The organism is Bacillus crepusculi (assembly GCF_014764715.1).
Classification (GTDB): Bacteria; Bacillota; Bacilli; order Bacillales; family Bacillaceae; genus Bacillus.
Window position 1 is genome coordinate 1 of record NZ_JACXXE010000022.1, and the last position, 16,984, is coordinate 16,984.

Here is a 16,984-nt window from a genome sequence, read left to right on the forward strand (position 1 = left end):
ATCGGCAACTGTTGACCACACTTCAACAATTCGATCTTTGATTTCAATGGCCTTTTGTCCAATTTTTTCAAACCCGCCGCCATCAAACCATTTTCCAATCGTTTCACCGATAGATTCGCCACCCATACTTCCGAGAATACCGCCTATTAAACCACCGGCCGCTGTTCCTACTACAGGGACGACGCTTCCTATAGCTGCACCTGCTGCAGCACCTGCCATTCCGCCGGCGATACCGCCTCCAGTCGTACCGATCTTTTCACCAGCATTCTCTTTTTTCATACCGATTAGATTTGTTGCACTAAGTACACTTCCTAGAATAGGTACTTTCTTTAATAACTTACCGCTCCCTTTACCTATATTTTTCACCGCATCCCCTAATCCACTTAACCCCTTGCTACCTTTCACTAAACCCGTAAGCCCGCCAACTGAAGCTGCGATACCCGCACCTTTCTTTAGTCCACTAGGGATTTTTCCAAATAATTTGCCTGCATTTGTTTTCAGTTTCCCTAATTTACTTGGAGGTCTTCTATTCATTTCGGTTCTTGTTGTGGCATTTGGATTTGTAGATTGTCTTGGTGATTGACCATTTCTATTTTTAGTTTTAGTAGATCCTCCCCTGCTTAAACCTCTTGCACAACAGGGGCAACAACTATTACGAAACAAGCCTTTTCCACCTCGCGGCTGAGGTTTCGTTTTGGGAGCTGGATTTGATGGTGTTGATGTTGGTGCTGTTGTTGGTGCTGTTGGTGGTGCTGTTGTTGGTGCTGTTGTTGGTGCCGGAGTGGTACTTTCACTTGATTGATTACTTACACCAAAAAGACGATCTAATCCAGTCTTCACCAATTGATCTAGTTTTTTTTCAGGATTAAATTTAATCTTTTCTTTAATTCTTCCGATCACATCTTGTTTGTAATCTTCCATTTTCTTTTCAACCCAAGGAAGTGCTTTTTCATCCCAAAACTTTCTAGGGCTCAATTTCTCCTTTACTTTATCCGCAACGTCACCTGCATACTTTTGGATTTCTTTTAATCCTTGATTGCCCAGGTTCTGGAGCCAGCTCTGTTTATGATCATCCGTTTTCACTGAAGGAGCTACAGACTCAGGCTCTTTTTTTATGTTTTGTTCTTTCACAACCGAATCTGCCTGATCTCGTTTTTTCAACTTACTCTTTGCATTATCTTGAACAGACACTCTGATTTCGTGTTTAGACATTGTCAAGCTTTTGAGTGTCTTTTTGATTCGTTGGATTGCAGCGGTTGCTTGGTCAATCATGTTTAATTTCATATAGTACGTTCTGTTCATGAGCTGAAGGATTGATTTTTTGATCGATGACATTTTATCTGACAATTGATCATTCAATTTAAACGTCAGCATCATGGGACTTGTCCCCACTTGTTTCAAACGATTTATGCTGGATTTAATGACATCTAACCCCTTCGCTTGAATGGATATGACTAGATGATTTGGTATCCTATTTAACTGATTGTTTAATGCTTTTAGCTCACGATAGATTCCCTGATCTAGCTTCATGGAAAATACTGAAATTTTCTGAAGCGATAAAGTGAGGTTTCTTAACTTCTTTTCATCCATTTCCAGACTTATTTTCACCGGTTTTCTAAATGGTTTGAGTTGCTTCTCAAACGTTTGAAACCTTTTTTGAATGCGTAATAGCTTCTTCGACACCCGGTCTTCTAGTTCAAAACGTGCAGTGAGTTTTGCCAATTTATTTCCCTCCTTTCTTTGCTTCTTTTTCTAGCATGTCTAGCTTGTAGCTGATGAGTCCGAATAGGAACGCTTTGAATTGTCTTGGTGCTTCGTATAAATCGAGGAGTTCAGATGGGGAGTAGTGAAGCTCGTGCATGGCATAATATAAAAACACTGCTTCTTTATCCCCATCTTTTATTAGTTTTTTGCTGCTTCTTCTAAATCTTCAATTTCATCTTCGAATCCGTTGATTTCGATGGCTTTGTTTAACCAGTTCGCATATTCACCGCCGACAGACAGGACACGTTTTGCAACTTCAACTGGATCTTGAGTGCTGTAGGCTTCTCTTAATTCCTTTGAACGGAAATCTGGGTAAATAGTAGATTCAATCGCAATACGTGCATAGAAGCGCTGACTGTCTAAGTCCTTCACACGTCCTCTGCCTTTGACATTTTTGAAGGTTGTGTTTTCTTTTTCTAATTCATCAATACGTTCAGTTGTAATGGCTTTGAAGACAAAAGGAATGACATTCCCTTTTTTATCTACAAAACGCTTAGAAATCGGCACTTTGACTTCTTCCGCTTCTACTGTTTGTCCTGGCATAAAAAATGAAAGATCAAATGTTTGTTTTTCGCTCATGTTTAAAAACTCCCTTTTGTTTGTTTTTTGAATGCAAAAAAGCACATCCATTTTTTGAATGTGCTTACCAATCTTTTCATGTATAATTTAAATTGTACAATTGAACGGCTTGCTCAAGGGCGTCTGGCTCATCCCCGATAGGAAGGGGGTGATGCATATGTCAACATTTGAAGCGATTTCCCTCATGCTTTTATTCGGGATGTTTATCTTTACTTTGTTGACGTATATAGACAAAAAATAGACTCCCCTTGAGCTGTGGAAGGTTAAAGGGAAGTCTACCTAAAGAACCTATTCGATAAGCCAGCCCCTTGAAGGGCCTCATTGTACATTGCCAGGATGTTAGAGCATCTTGGCTTCTTTTTATTGTATGCAAATTGCTTTGCATGTAAACATAGTATCATTACTAATATTAGTATTAGTATTGATGTCATTATAACATAACGATAATTTTTTTAACAAAAAAATGTTGTCTTTTTATCTAAGTTTAAAATGAATTCTTCAGCTTTTCAGGCAGATCAAAGTCCTCGAATGTGAAAGGAACTTCTTCTTCAAGCGCCTCTGAATCAACATCCAGTCCAGCGATTTTAGCTGAATCAAAGTTGACATCAAATAATGTTACACGCTCAGTGCCACGGCCTGATGATTTGTCGTCAATCACCGCTTGAAGAGTGAAATATGGATCTTCTCCTTTTTTCACATAGTTGAGCATTAATTGAACGAAACGTGACGTAACTTTATAGAACGTCGCCGTTCCTGTTCCGTTTGCACCGGTTGTTTTATGACCAGTCATTCGGCGGCCCATGACGTTGACTTCTGACTTGTTTTTTTCCACGTTTGCTTCGAAGGTTTTGATAAATGCAAGCTCCTCACCTTCTAAGAAAAGACGACCTTCCTTACCTGAAATTGTGTTTTGCGCTTTAAAAGCCATCTTACTTCACCTCCACATTGAAATAGAATTTTTCTGCTGCATCTACTGGTTGAACCGCTAAATCGATGATGAATCCATCACGATCTTCATTGAGACCAATCACGATATCTGTTTCTGAGTTAAAGCCTGTAATGCCGCTGCCATCTTGAAGCTGTGTGAGATACTGCGTAATGAGTGTTTTCACAAGCTGCACACCATCATCTGATGCTGGAATGTCGTTGCCATTGGCTTTACGTAATTTAATCAAATTTTTCAATTCGAACGTTAAATCATTGTTGATCGCATCAAGCACACGAATGATTTTGTTTTTCGCCATTTGCTGATTCTTTTCAGCCGTAAAGCTTGTTAAGGAGTTAATATCTTTTTCAACACTCACCGTGCGGTCTCGCGCATCAAAGGTGAAAAGAAACTCCCCTTGTGATAATCGGTATTCTACTTGATCATTATCAAGGCGTTCTAATGTATCGACGGCCCCTTCGTATTCAACAAAGGTCAGTGACTGATTGAAGTTCGCTCCTGCACTTGCACCTGCGACCCATGCTGTTGTTTGAGCGGGCTTTAGTTCTGTTCCATCTTCCAGCACAACACCGCTTGTCACATTGATCATTCCTTCTTGGTCAGCTGCATAATTGGCCACAACCCCCTGCACCTTTCGTCCTTGCTTATCACGTAAACGCTCGATAAATGAAGCGAAGGTTGCTTTTAATTGCTCGCTATTATCGACTGGAAGAGCAATCACATCAAAGTATTCTGTTTCAGCTGCTTCTAGGAATGCTGTATAATCTGCGACACTTGCCACACCATTTTTACCGCCGCTTAAAGCCGCGCCAGCTGTGATGACCGCTTCACCTTCACCAGAAAATTGAACATATTTATTTTTCACAAGCTCTTTGACATCGGTGACAACCTGCTTATCGACAATATCTGTTCCAACATAGGTGATGACGTCGCGCTTTGTGCTATCAAGTACATTTTCTGCGACCTGTACTGTGATCTCATTTCCTTTTTGGCCGCCATAATTTGCTGTGACCACAAAATTTTCAGCGATTTCGGCTTTGGCTGGCTCCCCTTCATTTAGGCGGTAAAGCAAGACCGTTTGCGCTTTTTTCTTTGCTTCACGGAAAAGAAGGAGTGACTTGTCGTCAATGTTCAGTCCAACCTTTTTATTTAAGTCTTCCATATTGGAAATGGAAATAAAGGTTTTTGGTTCTCCCCAGCTCATCACAAGCGGAAGTGCTACCGTACCTCGATCGCCTAAAGTAATTCGCTGCTCTGCTGTTGTTTTAAAATTAAAGTAAATGCCAGGACGCTTTTTCTCTGTACCTGGTGTAAAAGTGCCTCCGTTCATCCTTTAAACCTCCTTGGACAAAAAAGCATCAATGTGCTTCTTTGCTTCTGTTTTTGTAATTGGTTGATGTTTAATATAAAAAAGAGCACCTTCAAGGATTTCTGGTTTGACCCCAAAAAGATCCTTACTGTGCTCCTTTAAGGCTTCAAATGAAAAGCCAAATTCTTTTTCTTCGCCAGCTGTTTGATTGAGCTGTGCCTTTTTAGTCTTGCTCACGCTTGATCACCCCATCTGAAAAATTGATATTTTCAAGGCTCGGTTGTTTGTCTCGGTTGTACCAATAGCTACTATCCCACGTCAGGACAATCGCTGCTACGCCTTGATCTATGATTCTTGTTTCCACTCTTTTTATGCGGACATAATCATCAAGCACCTCTCCATCTTCACTCATCATTTGAATGATTTGACGATCAGCGAGCAATGCATCGACGACTGTTTCTACCGCGTCATGCGCTTTCTCTGTATCGATATGAAACACTTTTACTTGCAGAAAATAAGATTTCATAAAGGTAGATACCGTATCTGGACCGCTGATGACTGTCACGGGCGGCACATAAACGGATGGCACTTGAAAGCGCTCTGGCAAAAGACGATCATACATGGTAACAGGAAAGTGTGTGTAGATATAATGCATGATTGCCCCGACTTCTTGATTCATTCCATCACCTCCCAAAATGTCGATCGATCCAGCTTTGAAGCTTTCGATCCAGCGACTGTTCAAACATTTGCTCATACAGCATGACAGCATGGTCCCAGTAGCCATTTCCATCAATCCATTGCGAGGCAAGCATCATCCCTGTACTTGCATTCGGATCATATTCAAAGCGGCCACCTGTCCACCTGCCAGGCACCCATCTTCGCTCTCCATTTGAAGAAGTGGCATGTCCGTCATTGACGTATGAGGCATAATCAAGCTGCGTCCCCACTTCAAGCGTGAGACCACCACGTGAGATGAGGAAATGATTTTCCTTGTCACCTTGCCTAAAGGAGCTGAGAAGCCGGCCTGTATCGACCGCATTCTCCTTGATTAACTCATCCTGAATGATGTCTAAAAGCTGTAAGCCCATCTCCTGTAACCAATCTTGATACTCCGCCTTTAAGCCGCCATCACATGCTGTCTGCAGCTGTGAAAGCAGCCGGTCAAGTCCAGCGATTTTCATAGACGTTCCTTCCTGACTGCCAACACTTCAATATGATGATTTTTCACTATTTTAGGCTGCTGCAATTGAAGCGAGACCCCGCTCCACACCATTTTGTCATGCAAGCGAATATCACTTGCTAAAGGAAAATGGACAAGATAGGACTGATAAATCACTGTATTCGGTTCTTCCTGCACGAGTGACTGGTTTTTTTCTATGACATAGCAAGAGAGATCGCTCGTGCTCGGAGACTCTGGATAGGAGAGTGTCAGTTGCAAATCTCCAGCTGGAATCCCGAATTTCCCGCGGGCAGCCTCCTCATGTTCAAGGTGAAAAAGATCACAGCGATCCGTTAATAGAGATTGATAACTCATAATGTTCTCACCTTTAATTTGGTACTGCCGTGAGTTAATGATGGTTCAATGTAATCAACAAGCAGGGCATATACATAGGGCCTGCCTTTGACTTGATCAGCTGCCTTCGCATATGAATAATCGCCCATTTTTTCTGACGTAAAGCCTTTCATCATCGATTCATCATCATTCAGCATGGCAAAGTATTGGGCCATTTTTAATAATGCGATTCTTGCTTTTTCAGGGAGGGGCTGATATTTTTCGTTTGTGAAATCGTGACCTACGATCTGAAATACCGCAGCTTCTGCTTCGATGATATCTGTTGTCAGTCTTTCTACAGATCGATTTTTCACACGATCAAATACAGAATAGGCTTGTAGTTCTTCAGCAGAAATGATCATGGGCTGCCGTCACCTACTCTTTCACTTTCATCACTTTTGCTACAGCATCCTCTTCCTCAAATTTGCTGTCTAGCTTCGCTGTTAGGACAATAATAAATTTACGACTACGAATATCTTTTTCTACTTCAATCCGAATATTGCGAGAAAAACCTACGATAATGTTTTTAGGATGTGTCAGTAAAATATCTGAGACGTCTGTTCCTGCTTCATCGTATGGCTGCATATTGGCAAGGCCTTTGACCGGCACACCGAATGCAGAGGACAGCCCGCCTTGAATGGCCGCATCTCCGAGATTTGTCTGACGGTTTGCTACTTGATCCTTCCACTCGACCTCTAGACTTGGGGATGTGTAGAAACGGAAATCCTGAGGAACACGTAAATATTTTGATGGCATCGCTTTATAGGCTTGTTTAAACATTTGACGGCTAATTTCTGCTCCATTTGCATCGACAATATGAGATACTGCTTGTTTCCTTACGCCATCTATTTGTGCTAAAAATGGATCTGATGAAGTCGTATCACCATTGACGATCAGCTCTTCAATATCGACCGCCGCTCGTTCTGCCAGCATTTGCATAATGGTCTGCTGAATTCCGTCTTTTTCAATATTGTTTTCAATGCTGTCGTAGGTCATATGAATCTCTGCGATGACTTCTTTCGCATTTAGCTGGACAGTGCTTGTCGCTGGGACAACACGGTCTTTTGCATCAAGGGCTTTTCCTTCTTCTGCCGGGCGCAAAATACGCTGGCCAAAGCCGATTTTTTCGATCTTTTGTGAATCACTTTCCATCGGAATGATGCGGGCATCATTTAAAACGGTTGGTGTGTTTTGCATCATTCTAATGAATGTGCTAGATTGGGTTGCGTTCATGAGACCGCCGGTTTTTAAGCTGGCAAGTGTCATTTCAGCCTTGCGAATCAACTCTTGATTTCTCACACTGTTTCCTCCTTATTTAGGCTTATAGTAAGCCATCCCATATGGGCTTTGTACTGTCGTTTTGTGTATCGTGAATTGTTTGTTTTGATATACCTCGCGCTTTTTCAAGCATGTGAATCCGCTCTGAAATTGGCAAAAGCTGCTGCTGAAGCACTTCCTGAATCGCTGCTTTTTCTCTGCTGGCTGATTTCTCTAATGAAGAGAGCTGATGACGAATTGGTGCAACGACTTGCTCGAGCACCTTTTGAACAGGTTCTTCTCCTGTTTGATCTGTTTCAAGTTGTTCAGCCTGCTTTAAGACGTTTTCGATGGCCATTTTTGCTTTTTCGAGCTCTCGTACTTGATCCGTCGTCAAAGCGGCAGCTTCCTTTTGTACGGAGGCTGGCCTTTCACCAATCGTTTGAAGGACATCCTCTGTTTTCAATACGTCCTGCACGATTGGAAGCAGCTCTTCAAGCGCAGCTCTTACACCCGCCTCATCACCATCACTTGACTGTAAGGTTTCCAGCAGATGGTCTAAAACGCTCCAAAATTGTTGTGACATGTTTGCACCTTCCTCTTTCAAAAAGAAATTTTTCAGCAAAGAAAAAAGCCCTTTCTCATTCGTGCTTTGAGATAGGAGCTGATCTTGATCTTCTATTGCCACGATGTCTGCCGTTCCAGCCATTGAGTAGCCTGTAATGTGGCCTTGTTGAATTTGGTTCCAAATATCTTCGGAAGCCTTTGTGACAAGTACCCAAGACCCTTTTCGAATCAGCTCTCCACCTACTTCAAAATCCGCCGGGGCAATGTATGATTCAACCACTTCGCCAACACCATCCTGAAAATCATGCTGCTTGTCAATATGACGGGCATCCTTCATAAAGCCGTGTGCCGCTCTTTCAATTTCCTTGGCTGACATAAAGTCTTGGTGTGCATCTGGTGTATTCGGTTCATACACGACACCATACACGAGGCGATGAGCATCTTCTGCCTTTGTCAGAACACTGACTTCCTTTTGAAAGTCAGGCTGCCTTTTCTTTGCTTTCATCAAAAAGAATTTCTTTTGGTTTGCTGCCCTGTCCACATAGGAAACATGCGTAATTTTTGCGTTTTTTAATTCTCTTGGCATTTGTTCACCCCCTTTCAAAAAAAGCTCACGTCCTTCTGTCTATTTCTCCAGCTGATTCGGCTTTGATTGAGGCTGTTCCTCGCCTGATGCTACGCGGTTTTCTAAAGGCCTGTGATAGAGATCCTCTGGCCATTCCTCTAACGTTTTTCCTAGAATACGTCCCGCCAAATCTCGCAAATCGTTTGGCGATACTGCCCCAGCCTGAATAAATGGCGTCAGAACCTTGGCAATCTCTAATGGGTCTCTAAAGTCAGGACCATGTAATAGAAAACGGACATGCCATATATCAAGGTCTGGTAGGAAAAGCGTATTAAGCTTTCCTGTGATGAGATGCCGCTCGGGCTGAAATACCTGCTCCTCTGTTGTTTTCCGCGCCGTATCTGCCGTCGCTTTGTTATAGTCTTGAGACTCACCTGTGTATATTGGCGGCAGACGAAACGCAGAACGGATTTTGTTCCTCGTTTTTTCATCGTATTCTAAAAAGAGCGCATCCTCTTGCAGGATTTCAGCTAGGGATTTAAAGTTTACTTTGACATTTGAGACATCTTCTTCTCCAGTTAACCCTTTTTCCGTCGGTAGACCCTCTACTTCAAGCAATAGAAACTTATGCGCATGATCAGACCCTTCAATATCATCCATATAATCTTGAAGCTGCTGATAGGAAGACTCCGACAGCATGCCATTTTCGACAATAATAGCACCAGGTACATGACGTCCTTGTTTAAAATAAAGATAGTTCAGCTCTTCTGCCTTGCGCGCTCCGTACATATTGACGATGTTGCCAATCCAGCGGGGAATCCCATACGTTCCACTGCCGATTTTAAAATGGACCACTTCAGTTGCTTGAAGCGGCTCTGGCGTGGTGTCATCGTATTTGCCTGTTTCATAATTTAATATGCGCGGATCACCATACTCCTTGAAAAAGACTTTCTTTTCATTGATCACCTGCACATATTTTCTGAATCGTTTCTTTCGATTCATCGTCTTCAATTCGCCATTTTCTGTGTAGCGGAATTCGACGTCGACTGGCTCACTAAGCTTGCAAATGCGGATATGCCGTGCATCTAAATACTCGATTCCTGCTGGCTTTCCTTGTCCATCTCGCAGCACCTCTAAAAACCCATTGCCCGTTTTCTCTCGGTCTTCGAGGACATAGCCAAGAATCACATCGGCAGACTCATCGTAGTTCATGTATTTCGTAAACTCTTCAAGTCTTGTCCATTCCTTTTCTGCAATTTTCTTTTTACCCGGTTTCACACCTTCTGCATTAAAATCAAAGGCGTATTCTACACCAAAACCAAAGCCTAAAATGTTTGTTTTATAGGCATCAATACATTGCTGAAGAATGGTTGAATATTCTGCCATGCTTTTTAATTCATTGATGTTGTAAGGCGGGGGAACAATGTCATCTTTTTCGTAGGAAAATTCATCTTCATACATTTGTTTTGTGTGATCAGACATGTTTGCCTTCATAATCGTTGCTTTCAATTGTTTCATTGTATGGACCTCCTCTCTCTGTTTGGACGGACACGCTCCGTAGCAGTCTGTTTCAGATCCGTCACTTCATAATCATCCAGTGCATACCAGATCGCTGATAATGTGTGCGGATCGATTTGAAATTCATCTTCCTCTAGGCGTCCGTCCTTATCTGCCTTATAGGTCAGTGATTGAAGTTCATAAATTGTATACGGACAAGCATCAGAGCAAATGATTTTCTTAAACCGTTTGATCTTTTTTGTATATTGCAGGCGTGAGCCTTGAAATTTGTGGGCTGCCACCATTTGAAATCCGCGCTGCCGAAAATAGTGAATGGTTTTAGGCTCTGCTGCGTCTGCCTTAATGAGTTCCTTTGATTCAATGAACTCTTTCAGGTCACAGGCAGTTTCATCATCTGTTTTCCCGCGGTCGTAATATTCCCAATAAATATATAAGTACTTTTTTTCATGATCGACAGCTAATCGAATGAGCGCATTGTACGATTCAACAAATCCAAAATCCATACCTGCTCGTTTCAGCGGTCTGTCAATTCTCTGAATGGCTTCTAATACGTCAGAATGGCTTCTTACCTCAAATTGAGGAAAAACCTTTGTACCATTGATCCCAAAATACCCCTTCCGCGCAATTCGATAAAGGTCCGGGTCGTACTCTTTTAGCTCATCCAGCTGCTTCACATAGCTTTTAGGCAAAAATAGGTTGTCTTCTGCTGTCGAGTGATGATAGTACGTATCCTTGATAACAACGGTTCGCTTTTTGTATAATGTGTCGTCATCAAGCACAAATCGCTTTAGCTGTTCATCCCGAAAGAAATGTCTGTACGTCCAATTATCCTGGCCAACAGGATTGGTCGATAACATCATATAAAGAGGTAAGGCAGGATGCCTCAGCCTTCCAAGCAGCTCTTTAAAGCCTTCATAAGAAACCTCTGAACACTCCTCAATCCAAATGATCGAGATATTGTTGATTGATTTCAATTTCTCAGGCTTGTCCAGACCTTTAAATAAGATGCTGCTACCATTTCGAAACGTCAAGGCAAGCGGCGAACTGCGGCACTTTACCACATGATTGATACCAAGGTCGCTGACGATCTCTTGTAATAGAGAAAACGTCGATTCCCGATGCGTATCATACACCTCTCGAATGACAAGGGCTGTTCGCTTTTCTTCCAGCAGCTTTAAGATGAGTTTTAAAGCAATATGATAGCTTTTGGAGGAGCCGTAGCCGCCTACTAAAAATTGAAACTTTTGATTCCAATCGAATAGAAAGTGTTCAAAGTGAGGATTAACTTCTTTTTCAATCAATGGCGTCATGAGTCGTCCTCTTTTCGCTTGATCATGATGTGAAGATCTTCCTCTTTTTCTTCACGCACTGCTTTTTTTGTTTTTTCGATCGTCAGTTCAATTTGCTTCAGTCTTAATCTTCGCTCATCCTTCGCATGAGCAAGCTCTTCAAACTGTTTAATCAGACGTCTGAGCTCCCCCATTGCGCGAGATTGGGCATTTAAAAAAGTCGCATGCCGATCCCATGAAAATTGAAACGAATATTCTTCTGCTGTGATTTCTGGTTCTGGCTGACTGCCTTCTACTGTTTCTTCCTCTAATGAAGAAGGCATGTATGTCGCCTTTTTCAGCTCTTTGATCATGTCCTCTTGATCTGTGACATACATGATTCGCTGCGCCCGAATAATGGCTGCATATTGAATTTGAATTTGGTCCCAGATGATATCAATTGATGTACGCCCACCCATTTTCTCCATAATTTCAATCGTTTCATTCGAAAGAAATTGATTGAAGATCGAGTGCGCCTGCTTTGACGATGTTTGTTGTCTTTCCCAACCGTATCGTCTTTTCCATGATTTGACGGTATGGATGGAGACGTTGTAATGATCAGCTATCTGCTGGTACGTCATCCCTCTTATATAATCCTGTTTGGCCTCTATCCGTTTATCTTTCATTTACATTCACCTGCCGCCTCCTTTTAGTTCGAATGATCCCTAAAAAGAAATCATTTGTGTAGGGATAGCAAACATCCGTTTGGTCTTTCTAACTATAGGTGGCAACTGTAAGACAAGCTCTAATTGATTATTTTCAAAAAAAAATGCCTATTCAGCAGCTTTGAATAGGCGTTCTTGCACTTTTTTGGACATTTTTGTCCGAGCTCTTTCCATATGCTTTTGTACAGTTCCTTTTTTGACATCTAGCATCATCGCAATCTCGCTAAACGATAACCCTTGTGTTGTGTGCATAAAGAATACGTCCTTCTCTCGATCTGTTAAAACGGACAAAGCTTCGTCAATTCGTTTTTTGTCACGCTCACTGACCTCTCTTTCTTTTTCTTGTATGAGGGTATAGTCATGTGATAAGGCCTCTAATACTTCAGGATTTGCCAGGATGGTGCGCTGATAGACTGAACGTCTGTCTAATCCCCTTCGCGCACCCGGCTCTCTGCCGATTTGAAGCCATTCTACAACGTATTCTAGATCGCTTACTATACTTGCAATCATTTTTTGATCATGTTTGTCTTGATCTGACAGCTGCTTGTCTTCTTTTTCTCTATATCGTTCATATCTTTTTCTAGCGTCCTTTAATGCTCGTTTGTATTCGATGAGTAAATCTTGCATGTGTACCCTCTCCCTTTTTAAGAAAATAAAAAACGGACACCAATCAGCCCTCTTTCATAGGGTCTTGATCAGTGTCCGCAGGCTTTCCGTCTTGGACTTATTGTGTTGTCATTGTTCATCAGGCTAGCTGATTTTAAAACCAATCTCGTGATCCACTCTTGCAAAATGACCTTTTGCCGTTTGAATAATGGTTTTTCCATGCTCAGGTACATCTATCTTATAAGCCGTTCCTACATTCCCATCTAACACGATGACTTGAATTTTTCCTGTTTCCATCTCACCGACGAATGTCTGATTTTCTTGAATGAATAATTGTTTTGGCTCGTTCATATGCTTGTCTCCTTATTTGGTGAGGACTTCGTGCCATCACCTACCGTATTTAAAATGATTTCAACTCTTGGATGCATGCTATAAAACTGGGAAACTCTTAAATCAACAATCTGTAGATGGACTTCATCAGCAATGGAATGAAGCGCTTCTTGAATATGCTGTAGACTTGGCTGAAAGATGCTGACGTGCACCGGGCGTATCAAGCCTTTTTCTGCGTATGTACGCTTGTTTTGGCAGTCAGCTATGTCAAGCGGCATGTTGTCAAATAAGCGAATGTCGATTGATAGAGCGCCTTTTATTTTATTCGGGCATTGCGCTGTTGCAGCTGCTCGAATTTTTTTCATGAATGCCTCTCTTGTGAATACATGTCCTGTCTCAATGATAAAATGGATGACCATGTTATGATCTCCCGTCATCTTTTGCCCACTGGCGGATGTCTTGTTCGTTTTTACTCGCTTTGAGCAAGCATTTCATGAATGTCACGATTTGCTTCAATCGATTCATGTCGCGCTGTCCCCCTTCTTTTTTGCGTCAGCAGCTTTGGCTGCCAGAAGGGTCATGTATGTCTCTTTCTCTTCTGCCGTGGCGAAAACAAACATCGGTTCCTTATGATGAAAGGCGATCCAGCCGCCAGCTTGTACTAAACAAAGCTGCGCTTCTTTTCGAGCATCAAACGTCAGCTGATGTCTGATCATCGTCTTGTCCCTCCTGACTGTCCTCTGCCTCTCTTTGATAACCACATCGTTTTATCTCATATGACCAATAATTTTTCGGATATCCAAAATCATTCATCTGCGTCACCACCGGATGTTCAATCTGCATTCGGTTCGTCTCCCCTTTCCTAAGTAAGGTCTTCCTCTAAATAATTACTCTTTTTGTGTAACTTTTGATCAAAAAAATCTCCTGAACAGCGATATTTAACAGCTCTGCAATATGCTTCACCATGTTTAAGCTGAGATTCCTTCATCGTTTCTTTATTCTCACAGCCGCTTGTGTACTTATAGCCAAGTTTCATCTTCCTATTTCTTACTCAATATGTGTAAATTATATTCACTATGATAATATACACGAAACGAGTAAGTCAATCTTATTTTTATTCTTTTTGTGTATTTATTTATCTTTTGCGTGTAATTCATGATAAAATTTACACATAATATGAAAAAAGGTGTTTCCAATGGATAATTTGACTGGAAAGATTTTAACTGAATTAAGAGAGAAGCATGGATGGAGTAAGTCAACCGTTGCGAAAAAACTCGGATTGAAGGCGATGTCTACCTATGCAAATTGGGAATATGGATTGAGAAAGCCCGACGGTGAAATGATTGTCAAAATCGCCGAGTTATACGGCGTCTCAACTGATTATCTCCTCACGGGTAAGGACAAAGGCGGAACGGAATACGATCTTGCAGACGATCCTGATTTGCAAATTGCGTTTAAAGCTGCCTCTGATTTTTCCGAAGAAGCACGAAGACAAACCATCGATTTTATTCACTACATTAGAGAGAAAGAGAAGCAAAAGGGCCGTCAGCCAAAACAGCGAGACGACAATTGATGATCTCTTTTTATAAAGCTTTACATTGCTGGGATAAGCCCAGCTTTTTTTATGCCTCTTTTTCCCATAAAAAAGAGAATGACATATGAATAGAAAATCATGCTTTTTTTGGTTATTTCATCTTTCAATACATAATATGTGACAAATTTCACCATAAATACTCTTTTTTTCACATATTTTCATTGACATATAATTCTATTATATTTAATATATGTATATACCAAAAAAAGGAGTGTTACCGATGAAAAAAATTATGAAAGCCTGTTCATTGTCTTTAGCTGCTTTAGGTGCTCTTACGTTCTTCCAAACTGAAGGTGCTCATGCAGCTGCACAGCCTAAAGAACCAGTCATAGCAAAGGCTCCTATTATGAATAAAGTGATTACGGTAAACCGTACGCTTTCTGTAGGTTCATCAATCGCTGTCTCTCTTCCTGCAAGCCAAATTTCTGTGTCTGGCGCAACGTATGCGATTCAATTAGATCAAACGGCTCCGAATTTCACTTGGATTCGTGCCGTTCAGCGCGGTTCTGTGACGGTTTCTTACTATAATTCACTAGGCGAGCTTGTGATTAACTATATTACTGTTCGATAAGCGATCTAGCTTTACATATGAAAAGGCGATGACTCATAATCATCGCCTTTTTGTGTTTTTACATGTAGATTCACAGGCACCATTTATCCAATGCTTGCCAAAGCCTACCCATTATGTTAACTTTTAATAAAAATAAGTTAACATAAGAGAGGGGCTTATAATGGGGAAACAAACGTCTTTTTCTTGGGAAGCGATAGCGGAGAAAGCGATGAAAAATGAACCGATCACCATGCAAGAGGGGCTAGACATTCTTGCAGCAGACGATGGAGAATTGTTACCAATCATGCATGCAGCCTATCAAGTACGATTTCATTTTTTTCAAAAAAAGGTGAAATTAAATATGATCTTTAACGCAAAAAGTGGATATTGCCCTGAGAACTGCGGATATTGTTCACAGTCGGTGATTTCAAAAGCGCCTGTTGAGAGATATACAATGCTCGATCAAAAAAGCATTGTGGCGGGCGCGCGTGAGGCGCTAAAAAGAAAAGCGGGGACTTATTGTATTGTGGCAAGCGGAAGAGCCCCTTCTCACAGGGAATTAGATGAAGTAACGGCAGCAGTTAAGGAAATCACTGAAACGATGCCTTTAAAGGTGTGTGCATGTCTTGGGTTATTAAATGAAGACAAAGCGAAGCGGCTGAAGGAAGCGGGTGTGCATCGGTATAATCACAATATCAATACACATCAGGATCATCATGCTCACATTACAACCACTCATACATATGATGATCGCGTGTCGACCATTGAGCAGGTCAAACAGTCAGGGATGTCACCTTGCTCAGGTGTCATAATTGGTATGGGCGAAACCAATCAGCAAATCGTTGAAATGGCTTTTGCTCTCAGAGCACTTGATGCGGATTCAATCCCAGTCAATTTTCTTCATGCCATCGAAGGAACTCGCCTTGAGCATCAAGAACGAACACATCCGATACAAGCATTGAAAGTGTTGGCATTAATGAGATTCATCAATCCAACCAAGGAAATTCGAGTATCTGGAGGCAGGGAGTTCAATTTACGGACGCTTCAGCCGCTGGCACTTTATGCGGCGAATTCCATTTTTGTCGGCGATTATTTAACAACAAAAGGTCAGCAAGTCCAAACTGATCATCACATCATTGAGGATTTAGGATTTGAAATAGAAGAATGTGCGCTATAAAAAAAGTCTGCCGGTGATCGGCAGACTTTTGACATTAAGATTAGAATCTTTTATGGAAATCGACAGTTCCGCTTCCTTCTTCACGGTCAAAGCTGCCAACAAAAGTCCAGTTAATATAGCCGCCGTCACCATTGTTGACAAACGTACCATCTTCAAAGACCCAAATCCCAAACGTAATACCGTCATATTCAACACTATCATAGTAGACAACATTGTTCAGTCCGCTAAAGTCATGATCTTGGCTTAAGTTTTGGACAACAACATTGTAGTTTTGACCGGCTTCATAGAATGCACTGTATGCCGCATTTTTTACAAATCCATCACGGTTTTGAGATGATTTTACTGCTTGTTCAATTTTATCGGCAATGGCAACTGGATCAATAGAGACACTTCCATCAACACCGGTTGTCGTAGCAGCTTCAGCTTTTTGACCAAAAGTCGTAAGAGATAGAGGGACAGCAACCATTGAAGTAGCGATCACAGAACTGACGAAAAATTTACTTGTTTTTCTCATTATTTCTAACTCCTCCTTTAATTGGTATGTTTATGTACTACCCCTTTACTTGTCTCTTAAACACTAATTTAAGAAAAAACGTCATTTTCTATCAATTAAGAGGGTATTTTTACTATTTAAAGAAGGCGGAAAAACAAAAAACTACTCTTTTAAAAAGAGTAGT

At 41.5% G+C, this 16,984-nt stretch carries 24 protein-coding genes and 1 pseudogene; 4 read left to right on the plus strand and 21 right to left on the minus strand.

What is annotated here, in order from left to right:
• From IEE86_RS18780 to IEE86_RS18790, 3 genes and pseudogenes are all read right to left on the minus strand, one after another.
• Nucleotides 1-1,722 (minus strand): annotated as a pseudogene (locus IEE86_RS18780) (PIN domain-containing protein); the annotation flags it as partial.
• 1 nt (nucleotide 1,723) lies between these two features.
• Nucleotides 1,724-1,861, minus strand: a complete 138-nt coding sequence (locus IEE86_RS18785; protein WP_008344097.1) for a hypothetical protein — start codon at nucleotides 1,859-1,861, stop codon at nucleotides 1,724-1,726.
• A gap of 41 nt (nucleotides 1,862-1,902) precedes the next feature.
• A complete protein-coding gene (locus IEE86_RS18790) occupies nucleotides 1,903-2,343 on the minus strand; it encodes a phage tail assembly chaperone (RefSeq protein WP_012011040.1) in 441 nt (146 codons plus the stop codon).
• 184 nt (nucleotides 2,344-2,527) lie between these two features.
• On the opposite strand from IEE86_RS18790, the gene IEE86_RS19735 reads away from it, so the two are divergent.
• A complete protein-coding gene (locus tag IEE86_RS19735; protein WP_350223447.1) occupies nucleotides 2,528-2,584 on the plus strand; it encodes a putative holin-like toxin in 57 nt (18 codons plus the stop codon).
• A 243-nt stretch (nucleotides 2,585-2,827) separates the two neighbouring features.
• On the opposite strand, the gene IEE86_RS18800 is transcribed toward IEE86_RS19735, so the two are convergent.
• The 17 genes from IEE86_RS18800 to IEE86_RS18880 form a co-directional block, all read right to left on the minus strand.
• Nucleotides 2,828-3,271: a phage tail tube protein gene (locus IEE86_RS18800; RefSeq protein ID WP_003213309.1), complete on the minus strand. Its 444-nt coding sequence runs from the start codon at nucleotides 3,269-3,271 to the stop codon at nucleotides 2,828-2,830.
• A gap of 1 nt (nucleotide 3,272) precedes the next feature.
• Nucleotides 3,273-4,619 (minus strand): phage tail sheath family protein, encoded by a 1,347-nt coding sequence (locus tag IEE86_RS18805; protein WP_191098511.1) that lies wholly within the window; start codon nucleotides 4,617-4,619, stop codon nucleotides 3,273-3,275.
• A gap of 3 nt (nucleotides 4,620-4,622) precedes the next feature.
• Nucleotides 4,623-4,835: a YqzN/YkzM domain-containing protein gene (locus IEE86_RS18810; protein WP_191098512.1), complete on the minus strand. Its 213-nt coding sequence runs from the start codon at nucleotides 4,833-4,835 to the stop codon at nucleotides 4,623-4,625.
• Nucleotides 4,822-5,277, minus strand: coding sequence for a phage tail terminator family protein (locus IEE86_RS18815; protein WP_191098513.1), 456 nt, complete (start codon nucleotides 5,275-5,277; stop codon nucleotides 4,822-4,824). Before IEE86_RS18815 ends, IEE86_RS18810 begins: the two co-directional genes overlap by 14 nt.
• A gap of 4 nt (nucleotides 5,278-5,281) precedes the next feature.
• Complete coding sequence (locus IEE86_RS18820) at nucleotides 5,282-5,779, minus strand: HK97 gp10 family phage protein (protein WP_191098514.1); 498 nt, start codon at nucleotides 5,777-5,779, stop codon at nucleotides 5,282-5,284.
• Entirely contained in the window at nucleotides 5,776-6,132 is a 357-nt protein-coding gene (locus tag IEE86_RS18825) for a YqbH/XkdH family protein (protein ID WP_191098515.1), read from the minus strand. Before IEE86_RS18825 ends, IEE86_RS18820 begins: the two co-directional genes overlap by 4 nt.
• Nucleotides 6,129-6,512 carry a protein YqbG gene (gene yqbG, locus IEE86_RS18830; RefSeq protein ID WP_191098516.1) on the minus strand — a complete coding sequence of 128 codons (384 nt, stop codon included), beginning with the start codon at nucleotides 6,510-6,512 and terminating at the stop codon, nucleotides 6,129-6,131. Before yqbG ends, IEE86_RS18825 begins: the two co-directional genes overlap by 4 nt.
• Before the next feature lie 13 nt (nucleotides 6,513-6,525).
• Nucleotides 6,526-7,449 carry a phage major capsid protein gene (locus IEE86_RS18835; RefSeq protein WP_191098517.1) on the minus strand — a complete coding sequence of 308 codons (924 nt, stop codon included), beginning with the start codon at nucleotides 7,447-7,449 and terminating at the stop codon, nucleotides 6,526-6,528.
• 22 nt (nucleotides 7,450-7,471) lie between these two features.
• Entirely contained in the window at nucleotides 7,472-8,560 is a 1,089-nt protein-coding gene (locus IEE86_RS18840) for an XkdF-like putative serine protease domain-containing protein (protein WP_191098518.1), read from the minus strand.
• A gap of 39 nt (nucleotides 8,561-8,599) precedes the next feature.
• Nucleotides 8,600-10,057, minus strand: coding sequence for a phage portal protein (locus tag IEE86_RS18845; protein WP_191098519.1), 1,458 nt, complete (start codon nucleotides 10,055-10,057; stop codon nucleotides 8,600-8,602).
• On the minus strand, nucleotides 10,054-11,367 hold the full coding sequence (locus tag IEE86_RS18850) for a PBSX family phage terminase large subunit (RefSeq protein WP_224741095.1): 1,314 nt from the start codon (nucleotides 11,365-11,367) through the stop codon (nucleotides 10,054-10,056). The genes IEE86_RS18845 and IEE86_RS18850 overlap by 4 nt, the downstream gene beginning before the upstream one ends.
• Nucleotides 11,364-12,011 (minus strand): phage terminase small subunit, encoded by a 648-nt coding sequence (gene terS, locus IEE86_RS18855; protein ID WP_191098520.1) that lies wholly within the window; start codon nucleotides 12,009-12,011, stop codon nucleotides 11,364-11,366. Before terS ends, IEE86_RS18850 begins: the two co-directional genes overlap by 4 nt.
• A gap of 147 nt (nucleotides 12,012-12,158) precedes the next feature.
• A complete protein-coding gene (locus IEE86_RS18860) occupies nucleotides 12,159-12,677 on the minus strand; it encodes a sigma-70 family RNA polymerase sigma factor (RefSeq protein WP_191098521.1) in 519 nt (172 codons plus the stop codon).
• Nucleotides 12,678-12,800: 123 nt separating this feature from the next.
• On the minus strand, nucleotides 12,801-13,007 hold the full coding sequence (locus IEE86_RS18865; RefSeq protein ID WP_191098522.1) for an XtrA/YqaO family protein: 207 nt from the start codon (nucleotides 13,005-13,007) through the stop codon (nucleotides 12,801-12,803).
• A complete protein-coding gene (locus IEE86_RS18870) occupies nucleotides 13,004-13,405 on the minus strand; it encodes a RusA family crossover junction endodeoxyribonuclease (RefSeq protein ID WP_191098523.1) in 402 nt (133 codons plus the stop codon). Before IEE86_RS18870 ends, IEE86_RS18865 begins: the two co-directional genes overlap by 4 nt.
• A gap of 102 nt (nucleotides 13,406-13,507) precedes the next feature.
• Nucleotides 13,508-13,702 carry a hypothetical protein gene (locus IEE86_RS18875; RefSeq protein WP_224741096.1) on the minus strand — a complete coding sequence of 65 codons (195 nt, stop codon included), beginning with the start codon at nucleotides 13,700-13,702 and terminating at the stop codon, nucleotides 13,508-13,510.
• A complete protein-coding gene (locus tag IEE86_RS18880) occupies nucleotides 13,677-13,829 on the minus strand; it encodes a hypothetical protein (protein ID WP_191098524.1) in 153 nt (50 codons plus the stop codon). Before IEE86_RS18880 ends, IEE86_RS18875 begins: the two co-directional genes overlap by 26 nt.
• A gap of 352 nt (nucleotides 13,830-14,181) precedes the next feature.
• Here IEE86_RS18880 and IEE86_RS18885 point away from each other — a divergent pair, with 352 nt between their 5' ends.
• From IEE86_RS18885 to bioB, 3 genes are all read left to right on the plus strand, one after another.
• Nucleotides 14,182-14,559, plus strand: coding sequence for a helix-turn-helix domain-containing protein (locus IEE86_RS18885; RefSeq protein ID WP_191098525.1), 378 nt, complete (start codon nucleotides 14,182-14,184; stop codon nucleotides 14,557-14,559).
• 241 nt (nucleotides 14,560-14,800) lie between these two features.
• Entirely contained in the window at nucleotides 14,801-15,151 is a 351-nt protein-coding gene (locus tag IEE86_RS18890; protein ID WP_191098526.1) for a hypothetical protein, read from the plus strand.
• Nucleotides 15,152-15,311: 160 nt separating this feature from the next.
• Nucleotides 15,312-16,307 (plus strand): biotin synthase BioB, encoded by a 996-nt coding sequence (gene bioB, locus IEE86_RS18895; RefSeq protein ID WP_191098527.1) that lies wholly within the window; start codon nucleotides 15,312-15,314, stop codon nucleotides 16,305-16,307.
• Nucleotides 16,308-16,347: 40 nt separating this feature from the next.
• Here bioB and IEE86_RS18900 read toward each other — a convergent pair whose 3' ends face one another.
• The gene (locus tag IEE86_RS18900; protein ID WP_008344156.1) at nucleotides 16,348-16,821 is read right to left on the minus strand and encodes a hypothetical protein; all 474 of its coding nucleotides are present in this window, start codon (nucleotides 16,819-16,821) and stop codon (nucleotides 16,348-16,350) included.
• Nucleotides 16,822-16,984: the final 163 nt, after the last annotated feature.